Raw genomic sequence first — 24284 nt, 5'->3', positions numbered from 1 at the left:
TACAAAAGATGTAAAGATTCTATTTTATTTTTGTAATAAAATTATGAAATACTATACGCTACTATTCGTCTTACTTTTTGCTTTTAGCTGTCAAAAAAGCCAAAAACCATCTTACGCTAAACAAAAATCTTCTGCGGATGAAAATCATCCTGGAAAGAAAATAATGGAAAACAAATGTTATGTTTGTCATAATCCATCAGCAACAGAAGATGGCCGAATTGCGCCACCTATGATTGCCATTAAAAGGCATTATATTTCTTCAGAAACATCAAAAGAAGAATTTATACAAGAGATGCAAAATTGGATTCAAAATCCGATTGAAGAGAATGCTAAAATGTTAGGAGCAGTAAAAAGATTTGGCTTGATGCCAAAACAGTATTTCTCTAAAGAAGATATTAAGAAAATTTCTGAATATATGTTTGATAATGAAATTGAAAAACCAACATGGTTTGAAGATCATTATAATAAAGAAAGTGGTAAGGGCAAAGGTCATGGAATGGGTACTGGTAAAGGGATGCACAAACAACAACAAAGCTATAATTTTAAAAACCTACCTTATCATGAAAGAGGTTTAAAATATGCACTAACTACAAAAGCTGTTTTAGGAAAAAACTTAATGGGTAAAATACAAAAAGAAGGTACTTTGGCTGCTTTAAAATTTTGTAATATAAAAGCTTATCCTTTAACCGATAGCATGGCTGTTGTGCACAATGCAACTATTAAACGAGTTTCAGACAAACCCAGAAATCCTAAAAATTTAGCCAGTTCAGAAGAAAATATGTATATCAATATTTTTAAAGAAGATGTAAAATCTGCTAAAGATTCAGAACCTATTGTGGTAGCATCTACAAATTACGTAAATGTGTATTACCCAATTAAAACAAACAGCATGTGCATACAATGTCATGGTGATAAAAGTGCGGATATACAGCCTAACGTTTTAACGCAAATAGATAAGCTATATCCAAAAGATATGGCAACAGGTTATAGTGAAAATCAAGTAAGGGGTATATGGAGTATATCTTTTAACAAATAAAATAGTTCTTAGGCATGAGTAAATTTTCGGAAATTATCAATCAAGAGAAACCAGTTTTGGTAGATTTTTTTGCAGAATGGTGTGGGCCCTGTAAAATGATGAGTCCCATTTTAAAAGAAGTAAAAGATAGTTTAGGAGACCAAGTATCAATTATTAAAATTGATGTTGATAAAAATCAAACCTTGGCTTCAAAATATCAAGTTAGGGGAGTGCCTACATTAATGTTGTATAAGTCTGGAAAACAAGTTTGGAGACAATCTGGTATGGTACAGAAAAACGAATTAGTTTCTATTATTGATAAATTTAGTTGATTATTATAATAGTTTGGTTAGTGAGCACCTGAATTAAATTTCAGGTGTTTTTTGTTTTAAATGCAGTCTAAACTATAAAAACCACCACAATTCACGGTTCTTTTTTTAGAAAATTGGGTTATTAAATAAGCAGTTGTAATTAGGTTTCTCAATTCGCATAAATCTACAGAAAGTTCAGAAAAATCATACAAACGTTTGTTGTCTTCGTATAAAACACGTAAACGTTTTTCTGCACGTTGTAAACGCTCGTTAGAACGCACAATGCCTACATAATTAGTCATTATTGTTTTTACTTCATTTCTATCATGAGAAATTAAAACTTTTTCCATATTCTTTTTCACACCACTATCATTCCAGGCTGGTACATTATCTGGAAATTTTGCTTTTTTTAACTTCTTCGAAATATCTTTAAAAGCATTATGTGCATAAACCAATCCTTCTAATAAAGAATTAGAAGCTAGTCTGTTACCTCCATGTAAACCTGTTCTTGTAACCTCGCCACAAGCATATAATTTTTTTATAGAAGTTTTTGCTTTTTTGTTCACGTTTACGCCTCCACAAATATAATGCGCAGCTGGTACAACTGGTATGTAATCTTTACTGATATCAATATTAAGAGAAGCACATTTTTCGGTAATATTAGGAAAATGTTCTTTAAACTTAATCCTATCTAATTGCGTACAATCTAAATAAACATGAGGTTTTCCGCTAATTTTTAATTCGTTGTCTATGGCTCTTGCAACAATATCTCTAGAGGCTAACTCTTCTCTTTCATCATATTTATACATAAAGAAATTACCATGATAATCTCTTAATTTAGCTCCAAAACCTCTAACAGCCTCAGAAATTAAAAAAGCAGGATATTCTCCAGGATTAAACAATGCTGTAGGATGAAACTGAATAAACTCCATATCAGAAATTTCTGCTTTGGCTCTGTAAGCAATTCCTATTCCATCTCCAGTAGCTACAGTTGGGTTTGTAGTGGTTTCATAAACTTGGCCATTTCCACCAGAAGCAAGCAAGGTAAATTTACTAACAATTGTTTTTACGCGCTCTTTTTTTTCATCTAAAACATAAGCACCATAACAAGAAATTTTACCATTTCTTTTGGTTTTTTTCTTTTTTAGTTGATGCTCTGTAATTAAATCTATGGCATAATGATGGGTAAGAAAATCGATGTTTGGCAATGCATTTACTTGTGCTAATAATGCACGTTCAATTTCTGCACCAGTGATATCTGTATGATGTAAAATTCGGTTTTGAGAATGTCCTCCTTCACGACCTAAATCGTAATAACCATTTTCATTTTTATCGAATTGTGTACCCCACTCAATTAACTCTTTAAGTCTTTTAGGAGCGTTTTCTACAACCATTCTAACAACATCTTCATCGCACAAACCATCACCAGCAATTAAAGTATCTTGTACATGTTGTTCAAAACTATCTACATCTTTATTAAAAACGGTTGCAATACCACCTTGTGCATATTTGGTATTCGATTCACTTTGAGAATCTTTAGTAACAATAATTACTCTAGAATCTTTGTGTTCTGTTGCAATTTTTAGGGCAAAAGTTAAGCCAGAAACACCAGAACCAATTACTAAAAAATCGCATGTAATTATTTTTTCGTCACTAACCATGTTGCTTTTTATTTAGATAATTCTAACATTCTGTTAATGGGTACAATTGCTTTTTTTGCCAATTCACTCTCAACTTCTATGTTAGGTAATTCGTGTTTTAAACATAAATACAATTTTTTCATTGTATTCATTTTCATGTAGGCACATTCGCTACAAGCGCAAGTATTATCTTCTTTTGCGGGTGCAGGAATAATCGTTTTATCTGGATTTTCTTGCATCATTTCAAATAAAATACCAGCTTCTGTGGCTACAATAAACTTGTTCTTTTCACTGTTTTTTACATGATTTAATAAACCTGAAGTAGAGCCAATGTATTTAGCAACTTTTAGCAAGTGTGCTTCAGACTCTGGATGCGCAATTATTTCTGCATCTGGATGCTCTTTGTATAAGTCTATCAACTTTTCCATAGAAAACGCTTCATGTACCATACAAGCTCCATCCCAAAGTAACATGTCTCTTCCTGTTTCTTTGTTTAAATAATCGCCTAAATTTCTATCTGGCGCAAAAATAATAGGTTGATCTTTTGGAAAAGAATCAATTATTTTTTTGGCATTAGAAGAAGTACAAACAATATCGCTTAGCGCCTTAATTTCTGCTGAACAATTGATATAGGTAACTACTTTATGGTCTGGATGTTTTGCTTTAAAAGCAGAAAATTCTTCTGGCGGACAAGAATCTGCCAAAGAACAACCTGCTAATAAATCTGGTAATAAAACCTTTTTTGTAGGATTTAAAATTTTTGCTGTTTCTGCCATAAAATGTACACCTGCAAAAACAATAACATCTGCATCCGTTTTAGCTGCTTTTTGTGCTAACGCTAAACTATCTCCAACAAAATCTGCAATTTCTTGTATTTCATCAATTTGATAATAATGCGCTAGAATAACTGCATTTTTTTCTTTTTTTAGCTTTAAAATCTCCTCAACATAATCAATATTAGGGGTTTCTATATCTAAAAAACCTTTCTCATTAAGATTTCTTTTTGCAGTTGCTAAAGTTTCCATAAAAATGTATATTTTTAACTAGACTACAAATATAATGGCTATTTTGTTGGTAGGAAAATGATTAAAGTCATTGCTATTAAATTATAACTATAATGCGTGAAATGTTGAATTTATCAGAGAATTTTTGGACAAATAAATACGAAACAAATAAAATCGGTTGGGATTTAGGTGAAATTTCTCCGCCTTTAAAATCTTATTTTGATCAATTGGCAAACAAAGCACTTAAAATATTAATTCCTGGTGCTGGAAATTCTTATGAAGCCGAATATCTTTTTAACAACGGATTTAAAAATGTTTATGTAATAGATATTGCAAAACAACCTTTAGAAAACTTAAAAAAAAGAGTTCCTAATTTTCCAGAAACTCAATTAATTCATGCCAATTTTTTTGATTTAGAAGAGACTTTCGATTTGATTATCGAACAAACTTTTTTCTGTGCCATAAATCCTGATTTAAGACAAAAATACGCTTCTAAAATTCATAGTTTACTAAACAAAAACGGAAAATTGGTAGGCTTACTTTTCGATGCAAAACTTAACGAAGATCATCCACCTTTTGGTGGAAATAAAGAAGAGTATTTACCCTATTTCGAACCTTATTTTAAGAATATTAAGATGCAACCATGCTACAATTCTTTTCATAATAGAGAGGGTATGGAATTATTTGTAAAAATAGATTCAATAAAAATAACTTAAATGTAATATGAGTTACAAATAAAGTAATTGTAAGAGCTTAACTTTGTAAAAACTTATATTTTATGGAAACGGAAATTTTAGCTCGAATTCAGTTTGCCTTCACCATTGCTTTTCATTACATATATCCACCTTTAAGTATAGGAATAGGGTTAATTATGGTAATTATGGAGGGTTTATATCTAAAAACCGGCAATAAGCATTATGAAGTTTTAACACGTTTTTGGTTAAAAATATTTGCCATAACTTTTGGTATTGGTGTGGCTACAGGTATTATTATGGAGTTTGAATTTGGTACCAATTGGGCAGTCTATTCAAAATACGTGGGTGATATTTTTGGTAGTGCATTAGCAGCAGAAGGTTTATTTGCATTTGGTTTAGAAAGCACCTTTTTAGGTATTTTAATTTTTGGTTGGAATAGAGTATCTCCAAAAGTACATTTTATTTCTACTATTGGTGTTTTTTTGGGTTCCATGTTTTCGGCAGTTTGGATTGTTGTAGCCAATAGTTGGCAGCAAACTCCTGCTGGTTATCATATTGTTGGAGAGGGTTTAAATGCTAGAGCAGAGGTTACTGATTTTTGGGAAATGGTTTTTAATCCATCAAGTGTAGATCGAATTATTCACGTTTGGCAAGGAGCTTTTTTAGCAGGAGCTTTCTTGGTGTTAAGTGTGCATGCCTATTATTTACTTAAAGGTAGGTATATAGAAATTTCTAAAAAAGCATTTAAAATTTCGCTTTTGGTTGCCACAATATTTTCATTAACACAATTGCTTTCTGGGCACAGTTCAGCTGATGGAGTAGCAAAAAATCAACCCGCAAAATTAGCTGCTATGGAAGGACATTATGACAAGTCTGCACCCGCAGATTTGTATTTGTTTGGTTGGGTAAATAATCAAACGCAACAAGTTGTAGGATTGGCTTTACCTGGTGGATTGTCCTTTCTGGTTCATCAAGATTTTAATGCACCAATTACGGGTTTAAATGCATTTCCAGAAGAAGACAGGCCAAGTCAAGTTAATGCCGTTTTTCAGTTTTATCACATTATGATTTCTATAGGGATGTTTTTAATAGGATTAACGTTATATGCAAGTTTTTTATGGTGGAGAGGAAAATTATTTGATAAAAGATGGCTTTTGCAAATTTTCGCGTTTTCGGTTATTTTACCTCAAATAGCCAATCAAGTAGGCTGGTTTGCAGCAGAAATGGGTAGGCAACCATGGATTGTTTACGGACATTTAAGAACTAGTGAAGGATTTTCGCAAGAAGTATCTTCAAATCAAATTCTTTTTTCTTTAATATTGTTTTTAGTGGTTTATACCATATTATTCCTTTTGTTCCTTTATTCTTTAAATAAGAAAATAAAGAGTGGTCCATATGATGAAGCTAAAAACCCAGATAAATTTTTAAAATTCGTTTAAATCTATAATTATGGAAACTTTTTTAGGTATAGATTATCCTACACTTTGGTACTTAGTAGTTGGACTATTATTCTCAGGTTACGCCATTTTAGAAGGCTTTGATTATGGAGCTGGTGCTTGGCATCTTTTTTTTAAAAAAGATTTAAGTAGACGCATTGCAATCAACGCCATTGGCCCTCTTTGGGATGCTAATCAAGTATGGTTGATTATTGGTGGTGGTGCTTTGTTTGCAGGTTTTCCAGTAATGTATGCAACCATGTTATCTGCAATGTACATTCCGTTTATGTTGTTTTTGGTTTTGTTAGTTTTGCGTTCTTCTGCGATAAAGTTTAGAAGTGCCGAAAAAATGAATTGGTGGCGAAAAACATGGGATATTATTTATTTTATATCTAATACCTTAATTGCTTTTTTATTAGGTGTGGTTTTAGGAAACGTATTACAAGGCTTTGAAATTGCAGAAAATTTTAGTTACAAAGGCGGTATTTTCTTTGCTTTTCTAAGTCCGTATGCAATTATGGTGGGCTTTACAACCTTATCTATTTTTATGACCCAAGGCGCAATATTTTTACTGTTAAAAACAGAAGGACGTTTGTATACAAGATTAACGTTTTTATTAAAAAAAGGAATGATATTTTTCATTATATCATTCGCAATAACATCTTTATATACTTTAGTTTTTTTACCAGGTGTTATTGATAAATTTAAAGAATTTCCTGTATTTTTCGTATTACCTATTCTTGCATTTTTAGCTGTGGCAAATGTGCCAAGGTTGGTTTCAAAGAAAAAATATGCGAATGCTTTAGTGTTTTCTTCATTAACAATGGCATTTCTATTGATGTTAGTTGCTTTTCAATTGTATCCTGTTTTATTACCTTCAACCATAGACTCAAAATTTAGTGTTACCATTTACAATGCAGCATCTTCACAAAAATCGTTAGGCATTATGTTAACTATTGTGTTAATTGGTGCACCTCTTTTGGCAGGTTACTTTTTATTCTTATACAAAACCTTTCATGGTAAGGTAAAGTTAGATGATACGAGTTATTAAAATGATTATAAATTTTATATTTAAAGACACTTATCCAGTTTCACATCCAAAATTCGGAGCGTTACGTAATTTCAAAGCAATCTCAATCACTAAATGATGTATTGAACTATTTTTCTTGAACCCCAATATTATTGGAATCTATTTTAAGTATACATACAGCTATTCAATTTTTTCGAGTTTAAGGATTAGACCAGGCCCTGAAAAATCTTGTTTTTTATTTGCAGAACACCCGATTTCCTCAATTAATTTGCCAGAAATCATTTTCTTTTCTTGATAATTTACTGGATGTGCTGTAACCCATATTCCTGTCCCTTTTCAACCTTTTTCATTACAAAGTTGATTCAGTTTTTTTAAACATTCCATTGGAGAGCCAGTGCAAGAAGGGAATTTGTCTTTGGCTTATATCCCAACCACAATCGAACATTATTACAAGGTCTTATCTAACTTCCGGAAATATACTGCCCAACCATTTTCTCCAAACACTGATTGTTCATTTAAATGATTAGCTTGTTGAGAGTGACCGTTTATACCCCAAGTTGCATTTTGAAGTGTGCTAGCATCAACTGCATAATTTTGTGCTCACCAGGTACACCAATATGGAGGATTATTTGAGGACTCTTCAGGTATCAGATTGACAACTTTTTCATTTACACATGCCAATAATAAGATTAAAACTCCTGTTAAAATTATCCCTTTTATAAAAACTTTATTTAGCTTCATTTATACTTTGTTTTTAAGTAGCCCTAATCTAAATTTAATAAGCTCATATCTTAATTCAACAAATCATAACCATTTGTATTACCTTTATCATTAGTGGTACGACTGTTAGCATTAGTTCCTAAATTTCCGTAAATAGTTGATAAAAGTGCTTTAGAAGTTATTAGAGCTTTTGGATGAAACGCTTCAGAATTCATATACCTCAAAATAGAAAGTCGTAATTGTTGGGCCACAAAATCATCGGTGTCGCTAAGATCAGTTGAACATACTAATATATTTCCTTTACCAACCTTAAATTCAAATAGCAACCCCAGTTTTGAACAACGTTCAAAATTATCAATAGGTTGTACAATTGGTCTATATGCTTCATCAAGAGCATCAAGTATTATAGGACGTGATTTTTTCATAATAGACCACCATTGCCAATCAGAATGAAAGGATGTTGGAAAATTATTAAATACAGGATGCTTATCATCAATCAATAATCCGAGTGTTCCTGGAGAAACAGGCTTCTTGTTGCGTTCAGAAATACCTTTAAACATGGGGTAACACCAATAATCGCTTGTAAATAAACCCCCAACAGAATTAGCCTTAATGCTTGAAGTTTCTGGTAACAGTAGAACTTTAGCCCCTTTTTCAAGTTGTGCGATGGTTATATCATCTAAAAAAGATTTTATTTTTATAGAGTTAATAGGTTCTTCGCTATCAATTTTAGGATACACCCAAATATTATATTGATTGCTTATAGTGTTATTAGAAGTCGATAATTTAAATGTTAATTGCTGTGTGTCTTTTATATTTGAAAGAGGGATATTGATATCTCCCAGATTAGTTATTTTCCCTTGTTTAAAAGTAGCAATATCCATTTTCCCTTCTTTTATTTTAGAACCGTTTTTTGCTACTAAAGACCATTGTATAATTTGATTTTTCATAGCAGCAGCACCATAATTAATAGCGATAATGTTGGCCGTAAATGTTTCGTTATTTTGCCAAACCAAACGCGGCATTTTAGCTTGTATGGTTTGTGAAGCACAAGATTGTCGCCATTCTTTAGGAGTAATAATACCTTTTGAGTCCATAAAGGCATCAAGCATCCCTACTAGTGCAGTACCTTGCCCAGGGAAATCTTGTAAATCTAAAATTTGAAATCCTCCAAAACCAGGGGTTCTCATGGATATCTCATTATCTTCCTTATAGCATATCGCCGCGTGCTTCCCCGAGGCTAAAAAAAGTTCTTTCCAATACGAAAACATTTTTTTATCGATCATACGTCGTTTAAAAACTTCAAAATTTCGTGCTTCTAAAATGCCAGAGTACTTATCGATTTCATCAAAATTTGGAAGCACTTGGTATTGCCCAGTTTCATGTCCAATAGCTGGCACGTTAACTAGTTTTAAAGCACTTTCAAAACTACGCTCTGTATTAGGAAACTGTCCATTGATGATACCTCCTGTAGAATCATTTGCAAAAGAAAAGGATGCTCTAATATCAAATTTATAAGAATTATCTTTTCTTTTCTTAGTTCGGGCAGAAATAAAGAAATCTTCAGTAGGTTGTTTTTTGGGATTCCAAAAATAATTATTGGAACCTTGCGCAAAAAGACTTCTCCCATCATAGGTCTTTAAATGTTTTATCATTTTTGCCATCATACCACGACTGCCACCCAACTCGTTACCTAGAGCAAACATTACAAAACTTGGGTGGTTCGCATAAGAGTCAAAAATAACTTCACCTTCCTTTTTTTGAAAATTAAAATGTACAGTATCTTTTTCTTTAAAAGCGCGCCATTGAGGTAATTCAGGTTGCATGTAAATACCAACAATATCAGCAGCTTCAAAAGCAGCTTTTGGAGGTGTCCAACTATGAAAACGATAGTGATTTAAACCATAATCTTTACAAATTTTCATTTGGCGTATCCATTCATCTTTTGTAGTTGGTGGGTATCCTGTTAAAGGAAAAACACAGGCATCATGTTTACCACGAAGTATGGTAACTTTATCATTAACTACAAATTGTGTTCCGTTAGTTTTAAACTTTACCATACCAAAAGAAGCTTCGTAATTGTCCTTATAATTTTTTGACGCTCCTTTTGCATTAAGTTTAGCTGTGAAATTATATAGATTAGGATTGAATTCGTCCCAAGTATTAAAATCATCTCCCATTTTATATTTACCTGTAACAAGAATTTCACTTTCATTTGAAGAAAAATCAAAGGTTTGTTTTTTAACATTATGAGTGTTTCCATTAAAACCTATGGCTTCACAAACTATGCTTCCTTTTATATATTCTTTATTAGGGTTAACCAATTTAAAAACGACTTTTGCTTCCTTATTTTCTATGTTTGGAAATAATTTTAAAGACTTAATAAACACCTCGTCTTTAGCAGATAGTTCCATTTTCCCAATGATGCCATTCCAGTTGGTTTGTGTATGTTTTGCTAAAGCATGAGAACCTCCTGTTGGAAAAAGCTCAGATGAGTTATCCACAGAAATAGTTAAATTGTGTTGCCCTGGTGTTAATACTTTAGAAAGGTCATAAATATGAGGAGCAGATAAATGTTTTTGAAGGTCAAAATGTATGCTATCTACCCAAACTTCAGTAGCTTTTGTGCGTTCTAGAAATAGATGAATAGTTTTATTATTCCAGTTAGGGGGAATGTTAATGGCGCGTTGATACCAAGCTTTTCCAATATACATATACCTTCTAGTAAGATGATTTACTTCAATAGCGTCATTTAAATTGCCTTTTTTGTTCTCGTCTGTAGTTCCTGGAAGTGTAACATACTCTTTAAATGATGTATTGAACCATTTTTCTTGAACCCCAACATTATTGGAATCTATTTTAAACGCCCATTTGCCTGAGAGATCAATAGTTTTAGGTGTTGACTCATAGGATGAACAAGCCGAAAACAAACAACTTGCTAAAAAAACATAGAGATAAAAATTAGTCTTTATTGTCATGATAAGCTTCTAAACATTAATTAGGCACTTTGCTATTATTTTACGCGTTCAAGCTTCAACACCACACTTTCGTAAGGTTTTTTCATATCCATTAATAAACCTCTGTTCATTAATAATGCTCCAGAGATTTCCTTACCAACTTCTTTTACTTTACTGCGTTTCGCTTTTTGGTTTAATTCTGTTACTTTATAAACAGCATCATCTAATAATCCTTGAAATCTAATTAAAGCACGCTCATCTCTTCTGTGAAATTCGTGACTATAAGCCATAACAATCGCTTTATCTTTTTCTGGAGTAACATAACTAATTGCAGCATAACCATCAGAATCGTAAGGAGAGTACAAACGATACAAATCACCAAATTGAATAATTTCTCTATTTGCTTTATATGTTTTTAGCACTTGTTTTACATAATCAACATCTTTATCACTTAAAATATCTGGACTTAATTCTAACCCAAGTCGTCCAGCAAAAGCCATATCGCATCTAAATTTAAGAGGCGTAGATCTATTGGTTTGATGATTGGGTGATTTGGTAATGTGAGCACCTGTTGCAATGGCTGGATAAATATGATTGGATCCCCATTGAATAAACAAACGCTCTAAAGGATCAGTATCATCACTAGCCCAATATTCGTGCGTATATTTTAGCGCACCATAATCCACTCTTCCTCCACCAGAAGCACAAGCTTGAAAAATAACATCTGGGTATTTTGTATTCAATCTAGCTAATACACTTTCTAGTCCTTTGGTGTAATCAATCCATAAGTGCGATTGTTTGTCTTTATCTAAATAGGTGGAACCAAAATTTTGAATATGTCTATTCGCATCCCATTTAACATAAGCTATTCTTGGGTTGTCAGTTAAAACATCATCTACAACTCCAAAAACAAAATCTTGAACTTTTGGATTTGATAAATCTAAAAGTAACTGACTACGTTCTAATAATTGTGTTCTATTATTTTTTCTTTGGATAATCCATTCTGGATGATTTTCTGCCAATTCACTCTTAGGATTTACCATTTCTGGCTCAACCCAAATACCAAATTTTAGTCCTTTACTTTCTGCATGATCTATTAAATCACTTATGCCTTTTGGTAACTTTTTTTTGTTTACTTGCCAATCTCCTAAACCTGCTTTGTCGCTATTTCTTGGGTATTTATTACCAAACCATCCATCGTCTAAAACAAACATTTCTACACCCATTTGTGCAGCACCATCCATCATAGATTTTAGCTTTGCAGCGTTAAATTTAAAATAAGCACCTTCCCAACTATTCAATACAATAGGGCGCACCTCATCACCATCTTGTAAATTATACTTACGTGCCCATCTATGAAGATTTATAGAACCTTGATTTTTTCCAGTACTGCTGTAGGTATAAATCATTCGTGGTGTTGTAAATTTTTCATTTGGCAACAATTTATAATCTGAAGCAAACGGATTGATGCCTGCCGTTAATTGGCAGTATTCTTTATCTTCTATTTGAAACGAAAACCTAAAATTACCAGACCACGCTAAAGCACCCATTATTACTTCTCCATTAAAATCTGATGCTTTTTGATTTAATGCCAATACAAAAGAGGGGTTTTCATATTCCGTAGAACGTACACCACGTTTAGTTTCAATAAGCTTTATACCATTGGTTAATTTTTCTTCTGCTAGTTGCATTTCTTGCGCCCAACTACCATAAAAATGCGTGAGGTAATAGCTTTCTGCTTTAAAACCGAGTGCTGCAGAAGCAAACTGTTCTAATCTTACTGGTTTTTTTTCTTTATGATGAATAGTTACCCATTGTTCAATAACATTTTCAGTTTGATAGGCTTTAAAATGTAATTCAACAAAAAATGGTTTCTTTTTATCTTTTAATTTTATTGTAGTAGTTTGAATATTATTTTCACTGTTTTGATTGTGAGAATCGTATATCAAGTCAGTAGCCATAGTACCATCATCATGATTGACAATTAGCGCTATTTCGTTTGAACTTCCATTACCAAACGATGGGTAAATCTCGTCGAATTTTGTTGATAAATCATCAATACCAGTTGTGGCACTCAGGAATTTCCCAAAATGAACTTGTTTTAATTTCTGATCATAAACACCATAAAATAAAGAGGTTTTTTCAGTTTTAATATGAATAACTTGTGCACTTATTTTATAGATTGTACTACTAAAAAGTAATGCTATAATTAAGATTCTAATTTTACTTTGTAACATAAATCAGTATTTATTTTTTGTATTATTTTTTAAATTGATACGTCTTTTCCCTTGAAATTATTTTCTTTAGACGAATGATTTTGCAAGGTTATTCCCCTTTTTGGTTCTACAATTCTATTCTCATTTTATAACCACTTGATTTTATGGATGTAAAATATTTTTTCATTGGCATAGTACCAACACTACCATTTCCTATAGCACCTTGTATAAAATCAATATTTAATATTGTAAAAGGATTTTCTTTTAAATCATAAGGATGTTTTGCTTGATTTAATTGTGTGGTGGTGTATCTCCTTAACGAAAAATTTAAAGCTTGATTACCTTTTACTGTAAAACCATTTTTATTTGAATCATAAACATTTACCCACCTTACATCAGCTTTATTACCATTTTCTTGAGGTCTAGGATAGTTTACAAAATGTTCATCTACATTTGCAGTATAAATACCCATTTGCATTCCTGTTTTTCTGTCGATGTAAGAACTTCCAGGACCTTTTCCATACCAAGTACTTTCGGTTAAGTTTTTATTTAGTTTTAACTCATAACCAATACGAGGCAATGTAAAAGGCGTTTTTTTACCAGTGTATTTCGCTTTTACATCAATATCGATAGTACCATTGCCTGCAATAACAAAGTGCTCTATTGTTTTAAAACCTATCTTTTTGTTGGGTGCTTTTAGTTCTTTTTCAATAGTGACTTTGGCATTATTTTCTTCTAAAACAATATCAAACTTAAGCACTTTAGTTTCTAAGCTATGAAGTTTAATCCAGTTCCATAAGTCTCGCATTTTTTTAGCCTTATCATTGTCTATATAAGCGCGTGCAAAAGATAAAGCAAAGCCTCCATCGATTAGCGTTTTGTCGTTTTTGGTTAGTTTTACGATTTCTCCTTTCGTTTTATCAAACAACAGGTTTCCATCAGAAAAAGTTACTGTTACAGATGCTTTTGTATCGTTTTCAATACCCGCTTTACCAGCATTACTTATTGGTTTTAGGATAAAATCTACTTTTTGTAATATAAATTCTTCCCAAGCAATTACATGTCCTGTTTTTCCCCATTTTGCATCTTGTTTTGTTTTTGCTTTTAGCTGCAACACATATTCTTTGTCTTTATGAAATACTGAATACCAATTATTTATTTGAAAATTTTGTGTTTGTAACGCTGGAAGATTTACATCTACAATTCCGTTTTTAATTATTTGACCATTTTCAAGTAATTGCCACGTAACATCAAATTCCGATAAATCAGTAAAGAGATATTTATTTTTAATTTCAATGATTCCTTTTTTGGTGTTTTTTAATTTGAATGCAATGTCTTGATATGCTTTTTTTACCTCAACTGTTTTAGGCGTTGGTGTTAAATCTGGAAACATTATCCCATTTAGCACAAAGTTTCCATTGTTTGGGCCATCATCAAAATCGCCACCATATCCCCAAAAGTAATTCCCATTAGGTTTTAAACACGCTGCATTTGCTTGGTCTATGTCTTTAATTTTAGTTCCAAAATCGCCATTTAAACTTTTGGTGATTCCTTGATCTGACCAATCCCAAATACAGCCACCAATTAGAGCAGGATATTTTTCGAATGCATCTACATATTCTTGTAAATTACCAACCGCATTTCCCATTGCGTGCGCGTATTCATTCAATAAAAAAGGTTTGTCTAAATCAAGTTCACCAATATGAATCATATCATCAACAGACTGATAACGTCCAAATTTATGCTTTTCACCATACTTCCAAATGCCTCCACCATAAACATCATAATCGCTAGGTTCATCAGCAAAATGATAGTGTGTTGGTCTTGTAGTATCCAGTTCTTTTGTTCTGCTATTCATTGCAGACATTGTTTTTCCATTTCCTGCTTCGTTACCAAAAGACCACATTATAACTGATGGATGATTTTTATCACGCTGAACCATAGCTTCCATGCGTTCTACATGCGATTTTTGCCAGTTTTCTTTTTTTGCTAAACTATGCTCACCATATTTCATTCCATGCGATTCTACATTCGCTTCATCTATCACTAAAATTCCATATTCATCGCAAAGTTTATAAAAATAAGGGTCTGCAGGATAATGAGATGTTCTTACTGTATTGATATTGTTTTGTTTGAGCAGTTTTACCTTTTTTTCGATAGTGTTACGTGGAATGTATTTTCCAAAAATGGGATCGTGTTCTACAACATTTACACCTTTTAAAATAATGGGTTTGCCATTTAATAGCAGTTCTTTCTTATCTGAAATTTTTATTTCGCGAAAGCCAATATGGGTGTAAAACTCATCAACAATTTTGTTTTTTTTCTTGAGATAAATATGTAGTTTGTATAAATTTGGTTTTTCATTAGACCATAATTTAACAGCTGCAATGGCTTTGTTTATCTCAATATCCCATTCTTGAGACAACTCTTTTTTTGCTATTTTTTCTTCTGAACAAGCAATTTCTTTACCATCTTTATCTGTAAGTAAATAACCCAATTTGTATTTTTTTTGGGATGCATTTCCAGAATTTAGAAGGTCAATTTTCAAATTAAAATCTGCATTATTATTTCCTTTTAGTGGTGTGGTAACAAAGTAATCGCGAATGTGTATTTCTGGTTTTGATATGAGATAAACATCTCTAAAAATTCCTGACATTCGCCAACCATCTTGATCCTCTAAATAACTACCATCAGACCAACGAAAAACTTGTAAACGAATGGTATTTTCGCCTTCTTTTAAATACTTGGTAATATTAAACTCGGCAGGAGACCAACTGTCTTGACTATAACCAACTTTTTGGTCATTAACCCATAAGTAAAACGCAGATGAAACACTTTCAAAACGCACATAGGTAGTTTTATTTTCTAAATTTTTTATAGCAAATGTACGTTCATACACACCAACCGGATTTCCATACATTCCTTTTACAAAAGGTGGATTAACATCAAACGGATATTTTGTGTTTCGATAAATTGGTTTTCCAAAACCTTGCATTTGCCACGCACCTGGAACTTGAATTTTATTTTCAAATTTTATCTTTTCGTATGCTGGAACATCACTAGGATTAGCATACCAACTAAAATTCCATTTTCCATTTAGCAGCTCAATATTCTCTAGACTGTCATCATAATACATTGTTGAAGTAGGGGCTTCTTTATTGATTTGAGTTACTTGTTCGTTTTCCCAATCGTTTTGAGCAATTACTTTTTCTGGTATAGAAATGATAATAATTAGTGCTAAAAGGAATATTTTTTTAAATGTCATTATATTTATTTTCAACTTGTATTTAATAATTATTTTTTATCTGTATTATTTTTGAATATGAGTAGATTTTGAATATTCAGATACACCTAACTCTACATAAACCTTACCAAAAGCAGTTAGTAATCCATTCTTTTCTCTGTAATAGGTTGGGTTTACACCATTTTCTAGCGATCTATGTTTAAACGGCTCAAAATAACAATAGCGTTCTACGTAATCTAATTGTTCTAAATAAGGTAGTACTAGCTTCACAAAATCGATATGAACAGATACATCACGATTTGGATTGGCATTAAATTCTGTAATCCAAATTGGTCTTTGGTATTTATCATAAACTCTTTGTAGGTATGTTTTAAATCTCTCAAATACTTCTTTTGCATCTTCATAGGGAGAATTTTTTGGTTTACTGCCCCAATCGTACCAATGCACACCTATAACATCAATACGAATATTTTGTGCTTCTGCTTTTTCAACAAATTCCTCTAGCCATCCAAATGGTCCTTCTTCTCTAAGTGATGGAGACACCAATCTTAATCCTGTTCCCATCAGGTTTTCGTAAAGTGGAATGGCAACATCTACGTTACAAAGATTGTCATATTGTCCAGATTGATCGTGACAGTTATCACACTCATTAAACCCCATAAAATGGGTTACATTTTTTTTAGTGATGTGTTTCGCAACATCAGCTTTGGTAGCAGATCTACCACTCCAAGCCATAGGCGCATATTCCATATTTGGCAACGACTCTTTTTTGTTTCCCCAATTATAGGTCCAACTGGCTCCAATTCCCTTTTTAAATCCAGCAACTCCTTTTTTGGTTACCCAATTCCAAGGCATTACTCGAATAAACGAAACAGCATTGTTGAGGTTCTTTTTTAGATCAATAAAAAGTGGTGATTCATCTGCTATATATACCTTACTTTTTCCTGTTCCGTCTTCGTTTTCTGCTAGGGTAATCATATAACCTCTATCTAAAAAGAGTGAAGAAACTGAGTTGTTAAATTCTTTTAGATCTTTTGCTCTGTAAATTTTAAACTCTGAAATTTCCAACGAATCATCACTCCTTGATTGATTTTTGAATAGTTTACAGGGCTTATAAGCATCATGTAAAGGCCTTACAAGACTACCTAAGTAATAATATTGATTTACTCTTAGATTTTCAGAATTTGCTTTTTCGTGATGAGATAATTTCACATTGATAAAAAATTCTTTAAATTCTAGTGGGTTAACATTGGTTAGTTTAATCCAACTGCTGTTATCTTTTATTGCTACGATACTTTTAGTACCAAAAGGATGAGTATCTGATAATTCTAACGTTGAAGCATTTGATAGGTTTATCTGTCCTTTGGTTAGTTTAATCCCTTTTAAATATGCACCATTTAGTGAGATGCTCATCGTATCATCTTTAAAATTAAGTTGATTGAGCTTTGACAAATCGATGGTGTCATTTTCCACTAAAAGAGAATAATTTATCGATCCATTAGATAAAATAGTGCTGTTTTTAGGATGCTTTTTAGAGCCTTCTATTATCCAGTTTTTTGATTGAATAGGATTAGCTCCGTTTTTTCCAATCCATTTAATGGTTTGCCCATAAAAAGAAACACTAGACAAAAAAATGAACAGTAAAGCAATGTGATTAAAACTAGATAACTTCATTCTATTAATTTTAAATTTTCTTTAAATGAATTACAAAACCACCTCCACGAATCATATTCATATCTAGCTGTTTATTGTTGTCGAGAATTATGGTTGATTTTTTTAATTTTTTAGGATCTTTTTCTGTTTCTACACTATCATCTTCCCAAAATGTGGCTTCATATTTCCCTTCATCTAAAAAATTAAGTGTAAACGAAAAATTTCTAGCTTCTTCATCAGACATTCCTCCTATAAACCAATCTGTACCACTTCTGCGTGCAATACACACATAATCTCCAGGATAACCTGCTATAAATTTTGTTTCGTCCCAAGTGGTTGGTACTATTTTTAAAAATGCATTGCCTTGTGGATAGGTTCTATAATTATAAGGAGAATCGCACATTACCTGCAATGCACTTTCGTACACAACATTCATAGCCAATTGGTGACATCTAGTGCCTCTAACATTTGGAGAAACCGAATTGTATTGCGTTTTAAAATCCTCATCATGAACATTGTTATAGCCACCAGGAGTGAAATCCATCTCACCCAAAAGTCCGCGTGTAAAAGGAATTGTTACAGTATGTTCAAGTGAAATTTCTTTGCTCCATTTGTTAAATTCATTTCCAAGAACACCTTCTCTGGTTAACATATTAGGATAGGTTCGAGACCATCCTGTAGGTTTGTAAGCACCGTGAAAATCTACCATTAAATGATGTTCTGCTGCTTTTTTTACAAGTCTATGATAAAAATTTACGATTTCTTGGTCTTCACGATCCATAAAATCAACTTTTACACCTTTTACACCCCATTTTTCATAAATTGGAAATGCTTCATCCATAAATGTATTTGCAGGATCCCAATGCAACCATAAGAATATGCCAACATTTTTTTTCTTAGCATATTCTACTATTTCAGGAATATCTATATTAGGATTTGGAGTTCTAATATCCGATTCTGGATTTGCATAAGGTTGTTCTGTAAATGGTTTTCCATACCACTGCCAATCTACCAATTGATAATCCCAACCCATATCTGCTGCTAAATCAACAAAATACTTCATGGTTTCAGTATTTGGTCCAAGCTCAAAACCTGCATCTGGTGCATATTTATTAGGCCACCACCAATCCCAAGCAGACATACCCGGTTTTATCCAACTGGTATCATCAATTTTACATGATTCATTAAGATTGGCGATAATATCGGTTTCAATTAAATCTCCAAAACCTGTACCTAACATTAATACTCGCCAAGGCGATTTGCGTGCACCAGAAGTTCTAACCAAAACATTTTTTACATCTTTTCTAGGAGCTAATGAGGTACGTAATGTAAAATCTGTTGTTCCTTTTTTAAGGAACATACCTGCCCAATCTGTTAGGTTTGCTTCTGTAATGCCTACATAAGTTTGCTTATCAACCTCTACAACTAAGGGCATACCTAGTAGTGTGCTGTCTTTTACCTGATTCAGTTTTCTTATATCAAATTTGCCTTCTTGTGGTGTATCATATTTTTTAAAATCAACGCCCCAACAGTTGTAATTCTTCGCAAAATTAAAGCCACTCCATTCTTCAGTTAAATCAAACGTTCCATTTTCTGCAGCATTTGGTATGGCATATCTAAATGCAATACCATCATTGTATAATCTAAAAATTACAGAAATATTTTTATTTGATTTAGTGTTTTCTAACGCAACAACATACTCGTTATAAATATCTGCTACGTCTTTGTTTTTACCCCAAATGCGCTGCCATGTTTTATTCACTGATTTTTTAGAAATATTAATTATTCTTAAATGTTCTGCACCCCAACTATTATTTATGGTAAAATGAATAGGTGAAGGCTTGAGTATAGATTTTTTATTAAAATTTACATCATAAAATAAAACGGATGGATTACCATGAAGCGTATCTAGCGATAGTTGTACCTTAATATCATTATTTGGTGATACCAGCTTAGTGTTTTCAGGCTTGCAAGACAACACAAAAACGGCAATTACAACTACAAAAAAGCTATTGAAAAACAATTTTAATTTCATATGTGTATGTATAATTTTACCTGTAAAATAAGCTTTAGTGTTTATCATTCAAAAATTGATAAATCCCAAGATTCTTGCCACTTTATATAAGGTATTTCATTTTTAAATTCCACTGGTAACCATACATATCGTCCGTCAATGGCGTTTTTTGGATTCCATCTATCTGCTGCGAAAATAAACGCATCTTTTTTGCCTATTACAGGAATTACATAAGTGCTTTGAGACCAAAATGTGGTTGCTTTTTCTTCTTTGGTACCTATACAAGGATTTCCTAAAGCTGTCCATTCTCCCATAATTGAATCTGCTGAAGATAATCTAGCAGGATTTGGACTCCAACCCGTTAAGCCAGAGGAAAACATAAAGTATTTTCCATCCTTTTTAAAAATAGCTGGTGCTTCATTATTTCCGTTAGGAAAAACTCTCACAAACGTATCCGTTAGTGATAGATAATCGTCAGACAATTTAGAAATTAATAAGGTGTGGTTTTCTTCGGAAGCTGTAATATGATAAGCTGTTTCATCGTCATCAACAAAAAGCGTCATATCTCTAGACATTTGTCCACCTTCAAAATCTCTTACAAAATATCCTCCGTTAATAATTTTTTCTCTTAAGTTTTTCTCTTTCTTATCTTTAATGGCTTCTGTCTGTAAAAAAGATGCTCTAGAAAAATTTTGAGGTAATTTTTTGGAATGAATTCTTTCACTTCTCACATAAGTAAAAGGACCAGTAACATGATCTGAAACCGCTACTCCAGTTAATGCAGCTCTATACCCTTGTCCTTTTAACTCGTGATGAAACCACATGACAAATTTCTTTGTCTTTTTATTGTAGATTACTTTAGGGCGTTCTATAATGCAGCCTTTTTGTATTGGCGAAGTTGTATCATCAGCAACAGAGAAGGCAATGCCTTCATCTTTCCAATTGTATAAATCTTTGGAAGCATAAACACTGATACCAACCATGGCTTTATTGCCTTGCTTTCCTGCAACTTTATGTTCTCCAAACCAATAATAAGTGTCATTATGCACCAAAAATCCTCCTCCATGAGCATTGATATGCTTACCATTATTATCTAACCACAATTTTCCAGGAGAAAAATTTGTGTGCTTAGTTTGTGCATTACTTTGCAAAATAAATAAGCATAATGTTAGGAAAGAAAAAATTGATTTTCGCATTTAATTTATGGGTTTAATAGTATAACTATAAGTTTTTTTCTCAGCTTTTATTCTGTATTGTTTATGTGGCATTGCACCCCAGCTTGTATCTCCACCAACACCCATTTGCGCATGATCTATATTGATATTTACAAAATCTCTTTTTACAATATCTGTAGTGTGTCTTTGTTTTTTTTCTTTACCTGCATCAAAATCATTATTATATTGATGATGTGTACTAAAACTAAAATATTCTGGTGCTGTAACTTTAATACCTTGCCCATTTGCATTGGTAAAGGTTACCCAACGTGTATCTGTTTTATAGCCGTTTTCTTGTGGACGACTGTATGGAAAATACAACTCTGATACCTTAGCATTATACACGCCAACCAATGCAGATGTGTTTCTATCTTGATAATTTTCGTGAGGGCCTCTACCAAACCAATTTACTTGGTTAAACGCATCATTTATAATAAAGTTTGTACCAAATCTTGGTAAAACAGGAAGTTTTGAATTTACATTACTAAGTGATGTAGCTACATTTATAGCACCATCAGAATTAATGGTATAACTTATTTGAACTTTCGCATTTTTAGCAGCTGGCAAATTATAAATAGAAACTACCTCTATATTGTTTCCTGATTTACCTTCTTTAAAAGAAACTAGTTCAGTTGAATCTGTAGCTTTTTTCCAAACACCTAACTTTTTAGGCATTTTAAACCCATAATCATTATCGGTTGTTGCTCTCCAAAAATTGGGTGTAATTCCTTTTACCAGAATATTACCATTACCATAATCTATGGTATTTAACAACCCAGTTTCAGTATTAAACGCTATTTTAAAATTATCGTTAAACACTGTTAAAAGTGTTTCTGTTTTAGCCATTGAAACAGCATTTTCTGAGGCTAATACCGTTGAGAAATTTCCTTTTTGAAGTTGAATTTGCTCATAAGCTATTGTATGATTTTCAGGAATAAGTCCTTTAGATTCAGTAGTTTTTGCATAGATATTCAAATGATAATCACTTGCAGGATTTTCTAATTTAGGAAAATCTACAACTTGCTGGATGGTTCTATAAGGCTTTAAATCTATTTTAGGTAAATTTCCTGTAGCAACTTGAGTACCGTTTTCGAGTAATTCCCAAGAAAAATTATAAACATTTAAATTGGTGAAATCGTGCATATTTTTTATCTCGATAACACCTGTATTTTTTGTGCTGCTCGATTTAATTTTGATGTTTTGATATACCTTTTTCACTTCGTGTAAGGCTGGATGCGCTGTTCTATCTGGATTTACAATTCCGTTTAAGCAAAAGTTTTTATCGTTTTGTAAATGTGCTCCTCCAAGATCGCCTCCATAGGCCCAATATTCTTCGCCATCATCTGTAGTGGTTAAAATACCTTGATCTACCCAATCCCAAATAAAACCACCTTGCATGCTTGGGTATTTTTCTATAATATCCCAATAATCTTGCAGATTTCCAACACTATTTCCCATTGCGTGTGCATATTCGCATTGTATTAAAGGACGTTTTCCTCCTTCTTCAACATACTTTACCATTTTTTTAATAGGCCAATACATTGGGGCTTGTATATCTGTATTTTCGTAACCAGTAGCGCCTTCATATTGTGTTGGTCTTGTTTTATCGTGTGCTTTTAGCCATTCATAAGTAGCGTAAAAATTATCACCATTACCAGCTTCATTACCCAAAGACCAGGTTACAACACTTGGAAAGTTTTTATCACGCTCAAACATTCTAATAGTTCTATCTAAATGTGCTTCTTTCCAAGAAGGTAAATACGCTGGATGTGTAGCTTGTTTTTTTAAATCTTTATCTAAACCCTGGTTGGTTGCTCCCATACCATGCAATTCTATATTGGCTTCATCTACCACGTAAAAACCGTATTTATCTGCCAATCTATAAAAATGTGGATCTTTTGGATAATGACTACAACGTATAGCATTGATGTTGTTAAGTTTCATCAACTCCATATCTTTTAAGGTTAAGTCTTGGGTAACTGTATGACCTTCTACCTCATCATGATCGTGTAAATTAACACCTTTAATAAGTACAGGTTTGCCATTTACTAAAAACTGACTGTTCTCAATTTTTATATTTCTAAAACCAACTTTTATTGCTGTTGATTCTCCATTTACAGAAATTAATATGGTGTATAAATTAGGTTGTTCTGCATTCCAAGATTTAACATTAGCTATATTTTTACTAAAATTAATTTGATTTTCACCTGGTTTCAGGTTACTATTTTTAACTTCTGAATACACCTCTTTAGTGCCATCTAATAATTGAATTTTAATCTCTTTTTCTATGGCATTGTTCGAATTATTATCAACCTTTAATGCTGCACTAAAAACTCCATCTTTATAATTATTTTCTAAATCTGAGATCACTCTAAAGTCTCTTAAACTCACTTTATTAGAGGCATAGATGTACACATCTCTTTCAATTCCTGACAAACGCCAAAAATCTTGATCTTCCATATAACTGGCATCAGACCATCGCATCACTTGAACTGCAATTGTGTTTTTACCAGTTTTTGCAAGGTTTGTAACCTTAAACTCTGCTGCAGTTTTACTACCTTCATTATAGCCCACAAATTCACCATTCAACCATACATACATTGCGCCACTTACACCAGCAAAGTGCAAATAAATATCTTTTCCATCCCAATCTTTAGAAATTTCAAAATCGCGTTTATAGCTTCCGTTATTATTGATGTTATGAGGTATAAAAGGAGGGTTTTTAGGAAACATATACTTAATATTCGTATATACAGGAATTCCAAAGCCTTTCATTTCCCAGTTAGAAGGCACTGTAATTGTATCCCAACCTTTTAAATTAAAATCATTTTTATAAAACTCGGTTGGTCTTGCGTTTACGCTATCTGCATAATAAAAATTCCAAGTTCCGTTTAACGATTTATATAATGACGAATTTTGCCAACTCTCATTTTTTAAAGCTGAAGATTCATCAGTATATTTATAAAATGAAGCAGTAGGTTGTTCTCTGTTAATTTGAAAAACCTCAGGGTTTTCCCATTCTGGATTCTCCCATTTTTCGGCAGTATAAAGGGGTTTTTCTATACTTTTTTCTTGGCAACTACTAAATATAATTAGAATTATTAAAACTAGTAAATTGTTGTATTTCATTTTTTA

General features: G+C 32.4%; 14 protein-coding genes. 5 read left to right on the top strand and 9 right to left on the bottom strand.

The window, feature by feature from the left end; translation table 11 throughout:
* Window positions 1–43: 43 nt before the first annotated feature.
* Together ACW9UN_RS11895 and trxA are read left to right on the top strand one after the other, a co-directional pair.
* A complete protein-coding gene (locus ACW9UN_RS11895) occupies window positions 44–1036 on the top strand; it encodes a c-type heme family protein (RefSeq protein WP_459486511.1) in 993 nt (330 codons plus the stop codon).
* Window positions 1037–1050: 14 nt separating this feature from the next.
* On the top strand, window positions 1051–1347 hold the full coding sequence (gene trxA, locus ACW9UN_RS11890; protein WP_459486510.1) for a thioredoxin: 297 nt from the start codon (window positions 1051–1053) through the stop codon (window positions 1345–1347).
* Window positions 1348–1403: 56 nt separating this feature from the next.
* On the opposite strand, the gene nadB is transcribed toward trxA, so the two are convergent.
* Both nadB and nadA read right to left on the bottom strand, forming a co-directional pair.
* Entirely contained in the window at window positions 1404–2987 is a 1584-nt protein-coding gene (gene nadB, locus ACW9UN_RS11885) for an L-aspartate oxidase (protein WP_459486509.1), read from the bottom strand.
* 8 nt (window positions 2988–2995) lie between these two features.
* Complete coding sequence (gene nadA, locus ACW9UN_RS11880) at window positions 2996–3991, bottom strand: quinolinate synthase NadA (protein ID WP_459486508.1); 996 nt, start codon at window positions 3989–3991, stop codon at window positions 2996–2998.
* Between the two features lie 92 nt (window positions 3992–4083).
* Here nadA and ACW9UN_RS11875 point away from each other — a divergent pair, with 92 nt between their 5' ends.
* From ACW9UN_RS11875 to cydB, 3 genes are all read left to right on the top strand, one after another.
* Complete coding sequence (locus tag ACW9UN_RS11875; RefSeq protein ID WP_459486507.1) at window positions 4084–4686, top strand: methyltransferase domain-containing protein; 603 nt, start codon at window positions 4084–4086, stop codon at window positions 4684–4686.
* 62 nt (window positions 4687–4748) lie between these two features.
* Window positions 4749–6104, top strand: a complete 1356-nt coding sequence (locus ACW9UN_RS11870; RefSeq protein ID WP_459486506.1) for a cytochrome ubiquinol oxidase subunit I — start codon at window positions 4749–4751, stop codon at window positions 6102–6104.
* A 10-nt stretch (window positions 6105–6114) separates the two neighbouring features.
* Entirely contained in the window at window positions 6115–7152 is a 1038-nt protein-coding gene (cydB, locus tag ACW9UN_RS11865; protein ID WP_459486505.1) for a cytochrome d ubiquinol oxidase subunit II, read from the top strand.
* 770 nt (window positions 7153–7922) lie between these two features.
* On the opposite strand, the gene ACW9UN_RS11860 is transcribed toward cydB, so the two are convergent.
* The 7 genes from ACW9UN_RS11860 to lacZ all read right to left on the bottom strand — a co-directional run bounded on the left by ACW9UN_RS11860 (window position 7923) and on the right by lacZ (window position 24278).
* Window positions 7923–10829, bottom strand: coding sequence for a DUF8487 domain-containing protein (locus ACW9UN_RS11860; protein WP_459486504.1), 2907 nt, complete (start codon window positions 10827–10829; stop codon window positions 7923–7925).
* A 35-nt stretch (window positions 10830–10864) separates the two neighbouring features.
* Window positions 10865–13045, bottom strand: a complete 2181-nt coding sequence (locus tag ACW9UN_RS11855) for an alpha-galactosidase (protein WP_459486503.1) — start codon at window positions 13043–13045, stop codon at window positions 10865–10867.
* 106 nt (window positions 13046–13151) lie between these two features.
* The gene (locus ACW9UN_RS11850; RefSeq protein WP_459486502.1) at window positions 13152–16289 is read right to left on the bottom strand and encodes a glycoside hydrolase family 2 TIM barrel-domain containing protein; all 3138 of its coding nucleotides are present in this window, start codon (window positions 16287–16289) and stop codon (window positions 13152–13154) included.
* Window positions 16290–16334: 45 nt separating this feature from the next.
* The gene (locus ACW9UN_RS11845) at window positions 16335–17942 is read right to left on the bottom strand and encodes a glycosyl hydrolase (protein ID WP_459486501.1); all 1608 of its coding nucleotides are present in this window, start codon (window positions 17940–17942) and stop codon (window positions 16335–16337) included.
* A gap of 10 nt (window positions 17943–17952) precedes the next feature.
* Window positions 17953–20004, bottom strand: a complete 2052-nt coding sequence (locus tag ACW9UN_RS11840) for a glycoside hydrolase family 97 protein (RefSeq protein ID WP_459486500.1) — start codon at window positions 20002–20004, stop codon at window positions 17953–17955.
* On the bottom strand, window positions 20001–21131 hold the full coding sequence (locus ACW9UN_RS11835) for a glycoside hydrolase family 43 protein (RefSeq protein ID WP_459486499.1): 1131 nt from the start codon (window positions 21129–21131) through the stop codon (window positions 20001–20003). The genes ACW9UN_RS11840 and ACW9UN_RS11835 overlap by 4 nt, the downstream gene beginning before the upstream one ends.
* Complete coding sequence (gene lacZ / locus ACW9UN_RS11830; RefSeq protein ID WP_459486498.1) at window positions 21132–24278, bottom strand: beta-galactosidase, LacZ type; 3147 nt, start codon at window positions 24276–24278, stop codon at window positions 21132–21134. It lies immediately after the preceding gene.
* Window positions 24279–24284 lie beyond the last annotated feature (6 nt).

The organism is Polaribacter litoreus, from assembly GCF_054584775.1.
Note: the sequence above shows the minus strand (reverse complement) of the source record. Positions and strands in the feature narration are given on the sequence as shown.